The organism is Pseudomonas sp. LS-2, from assembly GCF_003605735.1.
Taxonomy (GTDB): domain Bacteria; phylum Pseudomonadota; class Gammaproteobacteria; order Pseudomonadales; family Pseudomonadaceae; genus Aquipseudomonas.
The window spans coordinates 115136-129156 of record NZ_QXTJ01000023.1 but is presented as its reverse complement, the minus strand read 5'-3'; the positions used below and the strand labels follow the sequence as shown (position 1 = coordinate 129156).

The 14021-nt window shown below is 60.8% G+C and carries 15 protein-coding genes; 9 read left to right on the top strand and 6 right to left on the bottom strand.

Going from position 1 to position 14021, the window contains the following annotated elements; genetic code table 11:
• Nucleotides 1–524: 524 nt before the first annotated feature.
• The 3 genes from D3M70_RS14285 to D3M70_RS14275 all read left to right on the top strand — a co-directional run bounded on the left by D3M70_RS14285 (nt 525) and on the right by D3M70_RS14275 (nt 3819).
• Nucleotides 525–1928: a sodium:solute symporter family protein gene (locus D3M70_RS14285; RefSeq protein ID WP_120126391.1), complete on the top strand. Its 1404-nt coding sequence runs from the start codon at nt 525–527 to the stop codon at nt 1926–1928.
• Nucleotides 1929–2008: 80 nt separating this feature from the next.
• On the top strand, nt 2009–2962 hold the full coding sequence (locus D3M70_RS14280; RefSeq protein WP_120126390.1) for a 2-hydroxyacid dehydrogenase: 954 nt from the start codon (nt 2009–2011) through the stop codon (nt 2960–2962).
• Nucleotides 2963–3171: 209 nt separating this feature from the next.
• On the top strand, nt 3172–3819 hold the full coding sequence (locus D3M70_RS14275) for an HAD family phosphatase (RefSeq protein WP_120126389.1): 648 nt from the start codon (nt 3172–3174) through the stop codon (nt 3817–3819).
• Here D3M70_RS14275 and D3M70_RS31970 read toward each other — a convergent pair.
• The gene (locus D3M70_RS31970) at nt 3804–3968 is read right to left on the bottom strand and encodes a hypothetical protein (protein WP_165869802.1); all 165 of its coding nucleotides are present in this window, start codon (nt 3966–3968) and stop codon (nt 3804–3806) included. The two genes, D3M70_RS14275 and D3M70_RS31970, sit on opposite strands and share 16 nt — an antisense overlap.
• Here D3M70_RS31970 and D3M70_RS14265 point away from each other — a divergent pair.
• Nucleotides 3967–5187 (top strand): putative DNA modification/repair radical SAM protein, encoded by a 1221-nt coding sequence (locus D3M70_RS14265; RefSeq protein ID WP_120126387.1) that lies wholly within the window; start codon nt 3967–3969, stop codon nt 5185–5187. The two genes, D3M70_RS31970 and D3M70_RS14265, sit on opposite strands and share 2 nt — an antisense overlap.
• The gene (locus D3M70_RS14260; protein ID WP_120126386.1) at nt 5184–6053 is read left to right on the top strand and encodes a TIGR03915 family putative DNA repair protein; all 870 of its coding nucleotides are present in this window, start codon (nt 5184–5186) and stop codon (nt 6051–6053) included. The genes D3M70_RS14265 and D3M70_RS14260 overlap by 4 nt, the downstream gene beginning before the upstream one ends.
• 97 nt (nt 6054–6150) lie before the next feature.
• On the opposite strand, the gene D3M70_RS14255 is transcribed toward D3M70_RS14260, so the two are convergent.
• Nucleotides 6151–7191 (bottom strand): dienelactone hydrolase, encoded by a 1041-nt coding sequence (locus D3M70_RS14255; protein ID WP_120126385.1) that lies wholly within the window; start codon nt 7189–7191, stop codon nt 6151–6153.
• 404 nt (nt 7192–7595) lie between these two features.
• Nucleotides 7596–8201, bottom strand: coding sequence for an FMN-dependent NADH-azoreductase (locus D3M70_RS14250; RefSeq protein ID WP_120126384.1), 606 nt, complete (start codon nt 8199–8201; stop codon nt 7596–7598).
• Nucleotides 8202–8326: 125 nt separating this feature from the next.
• Here D3M70_RS14250 and D3M70_RS14245 point away from each other — a divergent pair, with 125 nt between their 5' ends.
• Together D3M70_RS14245 and D3M70_RS14240 are read left to right on the top strand one after the other, a co-directional pair.
• Nucleotides 8327–9247: a LysR substrate-binding domain-containing protein gene (locus tag D3M70_RS14245; RefSeq protein ID WP_120126383.1), complete on the top strand. Its 921-nt coding sequence runs from the start codon at nt 8327–8329 to the stop codon at nt 9245–9247.
• Between the two features lie 156 nt (nt 9248–9403).
• On the top strand, nt 9404–9748 hold the full coding sequence (locus tag D3M70_RS14240) for an MmcQ/YjbR family DNA-binding protein (protein WP_120126382.1): 345 nt from the start codon (nt 9404–9406) through the stop codon (nt 9746–9748).
• A 21-nt stretch (nt 9749–9769) separates the two neighbouring features.
• Here the strand turns inward: D3M70_RS14240 and D3M70_RS14235 are convergent, their stop codons facing one another.
• Nucleotides 9770–10204, bottom strand: a complete 435-nt coding sequence (locus D3M70_RS14235) for a DUF1294 domain-containing protein (RefSeq protein ID WP_120126381.1) — start codon at nt 10202–10204, stop codon at nt 9770–9772.
• 4 nt (nt 10205–10208) lie between these two features.
• Entirely contained in the window at nt 10209–11039 is an 831-nt protein-coding gene (locus tag D3M70_RS14230) for an undecaprenyl-diphosphate phosphatase (protein WP_120126401.1), read from the bottom strand.
• Between the two features lie 329 nt (nt 11040–11368).
• On the opposite strand from D3M70_RS14230, the gene pnuC reads away from it, so the two are divergent.
• A complete protein-coding gene (pnuC, locus tag D3M70_RS14225; RefSeq protein WP_120126380.1) occupies nt 11369–11932 on the top strand; it encodes a nicotinamide riboside transporter PnuC in 564 nt (187 codons plus the stop codon).
• Nucleotides 11933–11940: 8 nt separating this feature from the next.
• Entirely contained in the window at nt 11941–12462 is a 522-nt protein-coding gene (locus D3M70_RS14220; RefSeq protein WP_120126379.1) for an AAA family ATPase, read from the top strand.
• Between the two features lie 154 nt (nt 12463–12616).
• Here the strand turns inward: D3M70_RS14220 and D3M70_RS14215 are convergent, their stop codons facing one another.
• Nucleotides 12617–13936: a sigma-54 dependent transcriptional regulator gene (locus D3M70_RS14215; protein WP_120126378.1), complete on the bottom strand. Its 1320-nt coding sequence runs from the start codon at nt 13934–13936 to the stop codon at nt 12617–12619.
• Nucleotides 13937–14021 lie beyond the last annotated feature (85 nt).

Genomic DNA, 14021 nt, shown 5'->3' with positions numbered 1-14021 from the left:
GCAGCAGTCGCAAGATCAGGTAACTCATGCTTCCTGGTACACCGCATGCCCAGTCGTTACTGCCGCTTCGCGCCAGATCGTCGGCAAGCCAACTCCCACGCCCTCTCGGCAGAAGCGGCGCAGTGCCGGCCGGAATACGAGCATTCTTCGCGCGATGCAGGGGCCCACCCACGATCAACGGCACTTGATTCGCAATCCCCCAAGCGTACGATTGCTCAACGTTGTACGATGACGTATAACAACCGCTTCGTATTGAGTTGCCTTTCAACGCTAATCACGAGCCTCTAATAAAAATGATCAGACACACACACCCTCGCCTCGCATCCGCCGTTTACACGGCATCCTCGGCCGTACTCCATTCCGATAACACGTTCAGGGACACGCCATAGCGTCCGCTGGAAATATCGCGCTTGCGCAATTGCTTCGCCGAACCGTCATCGTCGTCTGACAACAGACACTAGCAACGGCACACACACGCTCGATCAACCATTTCACGCACCCTCGACCCCGAGGAAGGAGCGAACATGGACCCAAGAATAACAATCATCCTTTGCCTGACCGCCGGCTACTTCATCGTAATGTCCTACATCGGCTACAGCGTGCGCAAACACGCCAAGAGCAGTGACGGTTTCACCGGTGGTGGTCGCAGTTTCCCCCCCTTTCTGATCGGTGCTTTGCTGCTGTCCGAATTCATCGGCAGCTCAGTCAGTATCGGCACCGCGCAAAAAGGCTTCGAAGCAGGCATTTCCGCTGCCTGGAACCTGGTAGCTCTGTCCTTGGGCTTTCTGCTGCTGGGAGTGGTGCTGGCCAAGAAATACCGTGAGACCGGTCTAAACACCATTTCCGGAATCCTTGCCCAGAACTACGGCCAGGGCACGCGCTACGCGGCCTCGGTATTGACCATCTGCGCCTTGAGTATCGTGTCGGTGGCGCTGTACGCCAGCGGCGGCGCGGTACTGGCGGCGGTCCTGAACATCGACAAGACCCTTGCGATCCTGCTGGTGGGCGTCATCACCGTGTTCTACGTCAGCGTCGGCGGCATGCGCTCAGTGGTCTACACCAACTTCGCCCATGCCGTGATCAAGTACATCGGCATCGTCCTCGCACTGGCTTTCGCGCTGAACGCAACCGGCGGCATCGGTGCCCTGCAATCGAAGCTGCCCGCGACCATGTTTGACTTCACCGGCGTGGGTTGGGGCCAGATCTTCGCCTGGATGATCGGCGGAATCGGCTCGATCTTCGCCACGCAATACGTGATTCAGGCGCTGGTCAGCACCCAGGACCACAAGACCGCCAAACGCGCCTGCTTCTATGTGTCCTCGCTGATGATCCCGTTCGGCATCATGGCCGCGCTGATCGGCATGTGCAGCGCCTATCTCTACCCCGGCATCAAATCCATCGACGCCTTCCCTGCCCTCATCGCCCATATGCCGACCTTCTCGGCGAGCCTGGTGGTGATCGGTCTGGCGGGTGCTCTGTTCGGCGGCATCTCGGCCAACACCCTGGCCTCGGCCACCCTGGCGATGAAGGACTTCTACGACCCCTTCTTCAACAAGGACAAAGATGATCGCAAATCGGTGATCTTCATTCGTCTGGCCATTATCGTCATCGGTTTCCTGCCGCTGATCCTGGCGCTGTTCGCCGACAAGATCCTGCTGATCGCCTTCCTCGGTAAAGCCCTGCGCGCCACCCTGGCGGTGATCGTGCTGATGTGCTTCTATGCGCCGAAATTCGGCACCGGCCGTGGCGCACTGGCGGGCGTGATCCTGTCTGTGATCTCGACCATCGGCTGGTTCCTGGCGGGCAACCCGTACGGCATCGACAGCTCGTACTTCGCGCTGTTCTCGCCGCTGCTGACCATGGCCATCGCCGAACTGCTCAAATCCGGGCGCTCCGAGGCGCAACCTGCTCTCAATAAAAACGGCTGAACAAGACCGGCCGATCAGGTCATTCGTGATGCAACCCAAGCCTGGTTTCAGCCATGAAGCCGGGCCGCAAGGAGGAAACAATGAGCGACAAGAAAGCTGACGTACTGGTCTGGGGCCCGATGCATGCGGCGCTGACGCAGAATCTGGATCGTGACTTCACCGTACACAACCGCTGGGAAATCAAGGACCTGAACGCCTGGGCCGCCGACCACGGCGACAAGGTGCGAGGCGTGATCACCAGCGGCGTCTACGGCACCGACAACGCCGTCCTCGATCTGCTGCCGAATCTGCAAGTGGTCAACAGCTTTGGCGTGGGTTACGACGCCGTCGACACTGCTTACCTCGCCCGCCGTGGCATTCAGTTGAGCAACACCCCGGACGTGCTCAACAACGCCGTGGCCGAAACCGCCATGGCGCTGATGCTGTGCGTCTCCCGCCGTATCAGCCAGGCCGAGCGCTTCGTGCGCGCCGGCCAGTGGGCCACCGGTAAATTCCCGCTGGGCAATGATCTGTGCGGCAAGACCTGCGGCATCGTCGGTCTGGGCAAGATCGGCAAGACCATCGCCAAACGCGCGGCGGCGTTTGACATGAACATCGCCTACTTCCGTCGCGGCCAGCCCTACTCCGATGTGTCCTATACCCATTACGGCGATTTGCAGGAGCTGGCCAAGGTCTCGGACTACTTGATCGTCATCGTGCCGGGCGGCCCGGAAACCCAGCACCTGATCAACCGCGACGTACTCAAGGCGCTGGGGCCCAAGTCGTACCTGATCAACGTGGCCCGCGGCTCGGTGGTGGACGAGAAGGCGCTGGTCGCCTCGCTGCTGGAATCGGAAATTGCCGGTGCCGGCCTCGATGTATTCGAAGACGAGCCCAATGTTCCGGCCGAACTGATGAACCTGGACAGCGTCGTGCTCACTCCACACATTGGCAGCGGCACCTATGAAACGCGTCAGGCCATGGCCGATCTGGTCTTCGCCAACGTCAGCGCGTATTTCACCGAGGGTTCGCTGGTGACACCCGTCTCGCTGTAAACCTCCCCTTTGTAGCAACCCCGCCGGCGACGGACCGTTTGCCGGCGGGGACGAATTCAGGATCGCCGCCGCTGGCGAGCCATGACGGGGCGAAGGAGGACACCCTCGCTCGACGACCGCAGGTCAGTCTTCACATCCCTTTCTCAACTTTTCTGGATAATGCCGGTCGAATCGCCCCATTCAGATCATGCAATCCGGGAGAATCCTGTTTGAACATTGCCGGCGTCATCTTTGACTGCGACGGAACCCTGGTGGACAGCGAACGCCTTGCTGCCGGGCTGCTGCGCGACATACTGCGAGAACATCAGGTCTCGCTGACCCTCGATCAGGTGCTGGCGCGCTTTCGGGGCGTGCAGTTTGCTCTGTGCATGGAAGGCCTGAGTCACGACTACCCGTGGTTGCCCACATTGGAAATCGTCAACGCCTTCAGGGCCCGGACACTGCCGCTGTTGCAGGAGCGTCTGGAAGAGATGCCAGGCGCAGTCGAGTTCGTGCGCGGCCTGTCCCTGCCCAAATGCGTGGCGTCCAACGGTCCGCGCAGCAAGATCGAAACCTGCCTGAGCACCGTGGGCCTGCTGGATGTCTTCCACGGGCTGATCGTCAGCGCTTATGAGGTAGAAGCCTGGAAACCCTCGCCGATCCTGATCGAACACGCCGCCGATCTGCTGGGGCTCAAACCGCAAGAATGCCTGCTGGTGGAAGACAGCGTGCCGGGGGTTCAGGCCGGGCTTGGAGCCGGCGCGCAGGTCGCGGGATACGGGCACGACACTGATTTTTCGCAGTTCATCGACCACGCCAACTTTCACCGGGTGAAGAACTTCGGCGAGTTGAAGGAATTGGTTCAGCGCATCAGTTGAAAGCGTTTCGTGTTGGTAGCCGTGCGGCTCGCCGGACGGTTATAGATCATCCAGACGGCCTGAAAGAACAGCGCAGTCCACTCAATCGGGCCTTGCCCATTGTGCAACATCTCGATACTGTACATAAAAACAGTATCGAGAATTGTCATGCAGCTGATCGACAAGCTGAGCATCCTCGCCGACGCCGCCAAATACGACGCCTCCTGCGCCAGTAGCGCCGCACCCAAGCGCAGCTCCGAAGGCAAGTCAGGTCTGGGCAACAGCACCGGCATGGGCATCTGCCACAGCTATACCCCGGACGGCCGCTGTGTCTCGCTGCTCAAAATCCTGCTGACCAACTTCTGTCTCTACGACTGCCAGTATTGCGTCAATCGCCGCTCCAGCGATGTCCCCCGCGCACGCTTCAGCCCGGAAGAAGTGGTGACGCTGACCCTGGATTTCTACCGGCGCAATTGCGTCAGCGGGTTGTTCCTGAGCTCGGGCATCATCCGCTCGGCGGATTACACCATGGAGCAGTTGGTGCGCGTTGCGAAGCTGCTGCGTGAAGAGCATGAGTTCCGGGGTTACATCCACCTCAAAACCATCCCCGAAGCCGATCCCGCACTGATCGAGGAAGCCGGCCGTTATGCCGACCGTTTGAGCGTCAACATCGAGTTGCCCACCCAGCTAGGTCTGCAGACCCTGGCGCCGGAAAAGGAAATGGGTTCGATCAAGCAGGCGATGCAGACCATCTACACCGGTCAGCAAACCATCCTCAACGAGCCGAAAGCGCCACGCTTCACCCCGGCCGGTCAAAGCACGCAGATGATCGTCGGTGCGGACGACACCGACGACAGCACCCTGCTGCATACCGCCGAATCGTTGTATGGCGACTTCCGCCTCAAGCGTGTCTATTACTCGGCGTTCAGCCCGATCCCCAACAGCCCGAAAAGCGTACCGCTGGCTGCCCCGCCGCTGCTGCGCGAGCACCGTTTGTATCAGGCGGATTTCCTGCTGCGCGGCTACGGCTACAGCGCGAACGAATTGCTGAGCGGGCCGGGGGATCTGGCGCTGGACATCGACCCCAAGCTCGCCTGGGCGCTGGAGCATCGAGACGTCTTTCCGCTAGACCTCAATCGCGCCGAGCCTGCAATGATTGCCCGTATCCCCGGCATCGGCATTCGCACCACCAAACGACTGGTTGAATTGCGTCGGCAACGAAGGATCCGCTACGAAGACCTGACCCGGCTGCGCTGCGTGCTGGCCAAGGCCAGGCCCTTCATCATCACCAGCGATTACCATCCGCGTCAGGCGGAATCTTCCAGCGTGGCGCTGCGCGAGCAATTGCGCGACCGTCCTCAGCCCCAGCAAATGGCGTTGTGGGCATGATCGTTCTCGACTGCGACGACCTGTTCGACACTTGGCGGCAACAAGCGCGCTGGCTGTTGAGCCATCAGATCGACCCGGATCAAGTCAGCTGGAGCGTGAAGCAGGACGCGGACCTGTTCGCCAGCGACGTCGAATACCCGCAGGAGAACGGGCCGTTCCTGGCGCGGGTGCCGCTTGAGCTGCTGGAGCTGCTGAAGAACGCCGCCCAGTACGAAGGCGAACAACGCTGGAGCCTGCTGTATGAAGTGTTGTGGCGAGTCAGTCATGGCGACCGCACCGCGATGCTGGCGGGGGACAAGCTGGGGAGCGAATTGCATCGACGCTTGAAGCAGGTCAGCCGCGAAGCCCATCACCTGCATGCGTTTCTGCGCTTCATCGCCCTGCCCTCGGTCAGCATGGGCAAGGATCTGGAGGTCAAGGCGGCGTTGCTGGAAACACAGAAGCTGCCCGAATACGTGGCCTGGCACGAGCCGGCTCACGACATCCTGCGCAGTGCCAGCGAGCACTTCGTCGGCAGAATGGGTCGACATCGCTGGATGATCGCGACGCCCAGGGACGGCGTGTTCTACGACGGTGAACGACTGATTCACAAGCGCCACTGCCCCGAGGCGTGGCAGGCACTGGCGCGTAACGCCGAAGATCCTCATGGAGAGCTGTGGCTGACGTATTACAGCCACATCTTCAACCCGGCACGGCTGAACCCCAAGGTCATGCAAGGTCACCTGCCAACCAGGTTCTGGAAAAACCTGCCCGAAGGGCCGTTGATTCCGGCGCTGATCAGCGAAGCGCGCACGGGCAAACAGCGCGATGGACAAGCCAGGCAGATCGCCGAACGGCGGGGAAAGGTGATTCGCGCAAGGCTGTAGCAGCCGGCTTGCCGGCGGTAGCCAACCCGGAAACTTCAACCGCCGGCAAATGCAACGCCGCCCGGCCTCACTGCTACGAGTCCGTTGCTGTATGACTTTACTGCCGATGCACCGCCGTCTGCATCCCGGCCGTGCTCATGGGCGTGCCGAGCGCTGCGCCGAAGAACTGGACCGCCTCGTTGCTCAAGTTGCGGTGAATGTCTTCCCGGTCCACTCCGATGGCATCGTTACAGAGCCCCGGCTGAGTGGCCCGCTGCTCGTCGTCACAGGGGGCCATGAACACGAAATGCCCCGCACCGGGCAACAGTTTGAAATCCGACACCTCCGGCAGCTTGCGCGCCAGCGCCTCGGCATTCTTGTCGATGGCCAGCAACTCGTCGCCATCGCCGCTGTAAAGCAGGACTGGCACATGCACATCCGCCAGCGTGTGACGGCCGAACATCAGGCCCAGTGGCGCCATCAGCATCAGCGCCCCCACACGTGGATCGGCCTGGGCATGCAGGTCATCGCGATCTGCCAGCAATTCGCCTTGGGTCTTGCACGCATCGTGATCCTGCGGCCGCTGTAGGCAGTAATTGCGCAGACGCTGCAGGTCAGGCTGCGCACCGGCGAGAATCAACGCGGTCTCCCCGCCTGCCGAATAGCCAATGACGCCGACGCGGCGCGCGCTGATGTAAGGAGACAGCATTGGATCGAGTAGCGCCGCGCTGATCGCTTCGGAGATCTGCAACGGGCGTCCGTAAAGATTGCTCAGGCTGCCCAGGCGGCTGTGATCCAGATAGTTATCGCCGGGATGAAAGACCGCCACCACAACAAAGCCCTTGCGCGCCAGCGAGGTCGCCAGATCATGCTGGGCGAGCGGCGTGCCGGTATTGCCGTGGGACAGCATCAACAAGGGAAATCGCCCCATGGCGATGGTAGCGTCTTCACCCGCTGCGATGGGGTAACCCTGAACGCGGGTGACCTTCTCTTCATCGGTGGAAGGATAAAAGGCGTAGGCGTGCATGGGCCGGGAATCCAGCGGATCAAGGAAAGTCAGTTCATGAAAGCCGACGCTCCAGGTCTCCAGTTCGCTGGCCTGCACCGAAATCAGGCTGGCAAACAGGCTAATGACCATCACTGCACAAAGACGCATCATTGCAATGCCCCTCACGTTATCGATCCGTGCCCACGATTCAGACGCCAGACGTCTGAGGTCCCTATATAACAGTGTCTGTAGCTATCTGACCGGCACGCGTCGATAACATTCACAGACGTTTGTGTTCGGCAGTGCACAAGGCGGGCCAAACTCGAAAAAGTGAATTCCGCTGGCCGAGTCAGCTACGGGTGCGGCCGGGTATGTGGGCCATTTTACTGCCGTGGCCTGCACGTTACTCGCAAAGAAATCGCAAAGGCTGTCGCACGGCTGAATGGATCCCTGAAACGACGAAAGCCCCGTCACCCGTTGGCTCAGGGCCAGGGATGACGAGGCTTTCGGTAGCGCGGGTAAGCGCTATTGACGGATACCATGGAGCACCGCTGGACGGCGCCGCGGATCAGTTGTCAGACAAACAGGGTTTGTTCGATGTGTTTCTGAGCGGCGGTCAGGGCGTTGGCGCGTGGCTCGTCACCGTAGGCCAGGCCGTGGGCGAAAACGAACTGCAGGTCGGTGACGCCGATGAAACCGAACAGAACCTTGAGCAGGTCTTCGTGACCGACGCTGGTGGGCTGGCCCTGATGCAGGCCGCCAGCGGTGGAGACGATCACCACTTTCTTGCCCTTGCACAGACCTTCCGGACCGGTTTCGGTGTAGCGGAACGTGCGACCGGCGACGGTGATGCGGTCGATCCAGGCCTTCAGCTGGCTAGGAATGGTGAAGTTGTACATCGGCGCGCCGATGACGACGACGTCGGACGAGAGGAATTCTTCAAGGGTGGCTTCGTTGGTTTCCACTTCCAGTTTCTGCGCCGCGTCGCGACCTTCTGCCGGGGTGCCGGCAGCCGCCAGGGTAGCGCCGGAGAAGTGACTCAGTGCGTCGTTGGCCAGGTCGCGGTAAACCACTTGCGTGTCCGGTTGAGTGGCGGTGAAGGATTCAACCACTTTACGGCTCAGTTGGCGCGAAGCGGAGTGATCGCCGAGGATGCTGGAATCGATGTGCAAGAGTTTCATAACGTGCTTCCCAAGTGAGAATCGCCGCTGGCGATCAAGTGGAATAATCCTACCCTGTAAGCGAATAGCCGATTAGTCGGCAAAAATGCGATAGTTCGTCCCACCAGCAGGACAATCGAGTACCCATGCAGGACCTCAATGATCTCTACTATTTCGCCAAGGTGGTCGAGTGCGGCGGTTTCACCGCTGCGGGCCGGGCGCTGGGCATTCCCAAGTCGCGCTTGTCCCGGCGCATTGCGGAGCTGGAAACCCGACTCAACGCCAGCCTCTTGCAGCGCACTACGCGCAAGCTGGCACTGACCGCCGTTGGCGAACGCTACCTTCAGCACTGCCAGGCGATGCTGCTGGAAGCGCAGATGGCCGATGAAGCAGTGGCCACGCTGTCGTCCGCACCTCGCGGTCGCCTGCGGGTGTCTTGCCCGGTGGGCATGACCCACTGGAATCTCAGCGGTGTGGTCTCGGACTTTCTGGAACGCTATCCGCAGGTTCAACTGGAGCTGTTATTGGTGAACCGTCGGGTGGACCTGGTCAACGAAGGTATCGATGTGGCCCTGCGGGTACGCGACATCGGCGATGAAGACCCCAGCCTGATCGTTCGCCAGTTGGCACCGGCCAAGGCCGTACTGGTCGCGGCCCCCTCGCTGATTGCCGACAAAGACATTCGTAGCCCGGAAGATCTGAGCACTCTGCCGGTGCTCGGTGCCATCGAAGCCGACCGCAAGGTGCATTACCAGCTGGTTCACCAGGACGGCCGGCGCCACGAGGTAGTACTCGAACCGCGCCTTGCCATCGACGACTTTCCGATTCGCAAGGCCGCGGCCCTCGCCGGCCTGGGCATCACCATGCTGCCGATGATGAACTGTCACGACGCTCTGGCCGATGGCAGCCTGGTGCATGTGCTGCCGGACTGGTCGATGCCCGGCGGCTACCTTCAGGCCGCGTACACCCAGCGGCGAGGCACGTTGCCGGCGGTGCGCGCGTGGATCGATCATGTCGCCGCCGAGTTTACTGCGCCTTCGTTGGGCGGCCCCAAATCACTGGGTTAGCTGAAACTCACCGGCGCAGCGCAGGTGGAATAACGGCGTACAGCACGCCGCCATGAGCACTCGCGCGCTTCGCTGCCAGGCACCGTCGGCAAACGCCGGCCTGCCGTTTCTGTTAAAACTTCCCTCCAGCCAACGCGCTTTTTCAACAGGACGCTTATGGATATCGAAGACGTTGCCGCCTTTTGCCTGGCGCTGCCGGGGGCGCGGGAAGACTACAAATGGGGCGGCGTGCGCGTGTTTTCGATTGCCCAGACCAAGATGTTCGCGGTGATGGGGCTGGCAGGCAACGACCTGTCGTTCAAGGTCGGGCCCGAGCTGTTTCTCGGCTACGTGGACCGTCCGGGCATTCGACCCGCGCCTTATCTGGCGAGGGCGCACTGGATCACCCTCGCCTACCCGTTCGCCATGGGTGACGAGGAACTGCGCGACCTGCTGACCCGTTCCCATCAGCAGGTGGTCAGCAAACTTCCGAAAAAGCGCCAGGTCGCGCTCAAACTCTGAAGCGCACGCCACGGAACGCCGTCAGAAAAAATGGCGGGCCAGAAAGTTTCCGCCCAGCAGCAGCCGGTCGATCCAGAACAGCTCGTGCAGCAGCACGATCAGCCAGAACAGCAACTGATAGGAAACTTTGCGGGTCTTGTGCCGAAAGGCTTGCTGCGCCACCAGTGCGCCCGGCCAGCCGCCGAGCATCTCAGCGGCATGCAAGAGTTTTTCGGGAGTGCGCTGGCCGTTGGTGCGCGCCTGTTTCTTGTCGTGTCCGTAAAGCCCGAATGCGATCAGGCTCATCAGCAGATAGAACGCTGCCGGAAGCCATGAACCGCCGCGCACGCCGATGGCAACCACGCCGTACACCGGCAAGGCGCAAAGCAACAGCAGCATCGACAGTTTGAATCCGAGAAATCGCACAGCGGTTTTCTCTGCGCGATTGTCCACTCTGGCTTGCGAACGCTGACCCATCGTCTCAGCCCTGGGCCGTCGACCAGTCGACCCAGCCGAACACCCAGGTGGCGAGAATCAGCAGTCCGAACGCGATGCGGTACCAGGCGAACACCGCATAGCTGTGGGTCGCGATGAATTTGAGCAGCGCACGAACGGCGATCATCGCGAAGATGAACGAGGTGATGAAGCCGACCGCGAACACCGCGAAATCATCAGGCTGGAACAGATTGCGGTACTTGAAGCCCGAGTACAGCGACGCCGCGACCATGGTCGGCATTGCCAGGAAGAACGAGAACTCGGTAGCGGTCTTGCGCGACAGGCCGAACAGCAACCCTCCGATGATCGTCGAGCCCGATCGCGAGGTGCCTGGGATCATCGCCAGACACTGAGCAAAGCCGACCTTGAGCGCGTCGACCCAGGTCATCTCGTCGACGGTCTCGGCGTGGATCTCATGCTGGCGGCGCTCGGCCCACAGCATGATGACCCCACCGATGACCAGAGCGGCGGCCACCGTGATCGGGTTGAACAGGTAATGGTGAATCAGGTCGGAAAACATCACCCCCAGGACGACGGCGGGCAGAACCCCGATGATCAGATTGGCGGTGAAGCGGCGGGCCTCTGGCCTTGTCGGAAGACCGGTGACAACATCGAAGATCTTGTGACGAAACTCCCACATCACGGCCAGGATCGCCCCCAACTGAATGATGATGTTGAATGCCATCGCCCGCTCGCCGCCGAAACCGATGATATCGGCCACGACAATCTGGTGACCGGTGCTGGAAATCGGCAAGAACTCCGTCAGCCCTTCAACTACCCCAAGAATCAGCGCCTGTGCGGCGGTCCAAAGATCCATCATTCCCCCAGGAGTGGAGCCTGCTCTTGGCAGGCTCTCTTGATATGTTTCGAGCACTGTTCAGCGCACGATAAACGGTTCGATGTAAAAACAGCATGAACAGTCAAGACTGCGGGCTGAAGCACGCAAGCGGCGCGATGCTATCAGACCTTCACGGCGAACGCTCTAGCATGGATATTGGCGCGCAGCCCTTGACGCTACAGGCCGTTCGATGACGTTTTTCCCTATGAGCGCTTACAGCGACATCCCTTTGATTCAACTCGCCACAATGGTTCATAAACGGCTTACAATCGCAGCCCTTTTTCTGCCTTTCCCCTTCAGGAGTCTTCATGTCCGGGCTTGAACTGTTCGCCGCTGCACTCGGTGTCATTGCCGTCTGGCTGACAGTCAAACAGAACCCCTGGTGCTGGCCGATCGGGCTGGTGATGGTGTTGCTCTATACCTGGATTTTCTTCGACGTGAAGCTGTACTCGGACATGCTGTTGCAGGTTGTCTACGCCGTGTTGCAATTGTATGGCTGGTGGCAATGGACACGGCGCGGCGAAGTCACGCAGGGTCGCAACGTGACCGCCCTGGGTGGCGGGGCTCTGACCCTGAGTCTGGCGATCGGTGCGCTCGTCAGCCTCGCGCTAGGCGCCGCGATGGCGCACTTCACCGACGCCGCGCAGCCATGGCTGGATGCCGCTCTCACAGGATTCAGCCTGGTGGCACAGGTGTGGATGGCGCAGAAACGCGTGCAGTGCTGGCCGCTGTGGATCGTGCTGGACGTCATCTTCGTCGGCCTCTTCCTGTATAAGGCGCTCTACCTGACGGCCGCGCTGTATGCGCTTTTCACCCTGATCGCGGTTCAGGGGTGGCGCGACTGGCGTGCCGATCCTGCGCTGGCGCGGTGACCCCTCCCATGAAGGTTCTGGTCCTGGCAGGTCCCGAGTCCAGTGGCAAAAGCTGGCTGGCCGAACACATTCAGCGACGGTTCGGCGGTGAATGGGTGAGTGAATACGTGCGCGATTTCATCGATCAGCAGCAGCGCGACACGTGCTATGCCGACATTCCTGTCATCGCCCGGGGACAACTGGCCCGCGAGGACGCAGCGCGTGCGCGGGCCCCGCAGTTGCTTATCCTGGACACCCACCTGCTGAGCAATATCCTCTGGAGCCAGGTGCTGTTCGGTGATTGCCCGGCCTGGCTCGAACAGGCACTGAGCGCTCGGCATTACGACCTGCACCTGCTGCTGTCCCCCGAGGGTGTGGAATGGGTCAGCGATGGCCAGCGCTGCCAGCCGTTGCTCGAAGAACGCCAGGCATTCTTCGACGCCAGCCGGGAATGGCTCGACGGGCATGGGCAGCGTTACGAAGTGATCGAAGGCGATTGGAGCTACCGCAGGGAGCGCGCGTTCGAGGCGGTGCAACGGTTGTTGAAATAACCCTGCTGGCGGTGGCGTCTGGGCAATCGTCACCGCCGGCAAGCCGTGCTGCTACAGCGAATTCAGCATTCGCCCCCTCACGGAATCTGGCCGTTACAGCGAGATTCATCATCGATCCGTCAACGAATCTGGCTGCTACAGCGAGATTTAATCTTTAACGAATCTGATGTTTGTGCAGTAACCGGTAAAACGTCGGCCGGGAAATCCCCAGCACCTTGGCGGCGACACTGAGGTTATCGCTGTGACGCGTCAGCACATCGCACAGCGCCTGACGTTCGGCGCGGCACTTGTATTCATCCAGAGTGCCCATGCTCGAACTGATTTCCTCCTCACCCAGCAAGCCCAGATCGAAGGCCTCGATCTGCCGCCCCTCGGCCAGTACCAGGCCACGGCGCACCCGGTTTTCCAGTTCGCGGACGTTGCCCGGCCAGTCGTGTTTGCCCATGGCGACCAGTGCGTCCTGGCTGAAGTTGCGAGGACGACGCCCGGTTTCCTGACTGTAGAAATGCGCGAAGTGGTTGGCGAGCAAAGCAAGATCCCCATGCCGCTCGCGCAGCGGTGCGGTCCCCACTTGCAGCACGTTGAGCCGGTAGTACAGGTCTTCGCGAAAGCGCTTCTTGCGAATCGCCGCTTCAAGGTCCACATGCGTCGCCGCAAGAATCCTCACGTCCACCGCAACGCGCTCGCCGCCGATCTCGATATGCCGATCCTGCAGAAAGCGCAGCACGTTGGCCTGAACATCCAGCGGCAAATCGCCAATTTCATCCAGAAACAGCGTGCCGCCATTCGCCGCCTCGATACGCCCGGGCTTGCGTTGCGGATTGCGGTTGAAACCGTCGCCGTCGTGGCCGAACAGCTCGATCTGCAAGTCCTGTTCGGGGATGGCACTGCAATTGATCGACACGAACGGCTGATTGCGCCGCTGGGACTGCATGTGCAGCGTGCGCGCGACCAGCTCTTTGCCGGTACCCGTCTCGCCACGGATCAACACCGGCGATTCGGTGGGCGCCAGCTTGGTGAGCAAACGTCGCAATTCGCGAATCGGTCGACTCTCGCCGAGCATTTCATGCTCCGGCCCGTTGCCGTAATTGGCGCCCTGGGCACGCAGCCGCGCCATGCCGTAGGCGCGGCCCAGTGTCACCTGAACCCGGGCAACATCGAACGGCAGGGTGTGAAAGTCGAAGAACCATTCGCAGACGAAGTCGCCGATCATCTCACGCCGCAGGTCGTCGGGAGTCAGCACGGCAATCCATTCGGTATTGCTGCGGGTGATCAGTTCCTTGATGACCTGGGGTTGTTCGAAATGCTGCGGCATCAGGCGGATCAGCCCTACATCACAGGGCCGGGAAGCCGCTGTTTCGAGCGCGCAGCTGTCCACTTCCCAGCCCGCCACGCGTAAGCCGGGGATCAGACGCAGGCACTCTTCGCAGGGTTCGACAATTAACAGGCGACGGATTGATGCCAGCTCATGCATATGAAATTCCTTGGCGCCAAGGTTCGAATAACATTGCAGAGAAAAAAAGTTTTAGAAACAGTGTCTTGGCGACCGCAAAGCTACA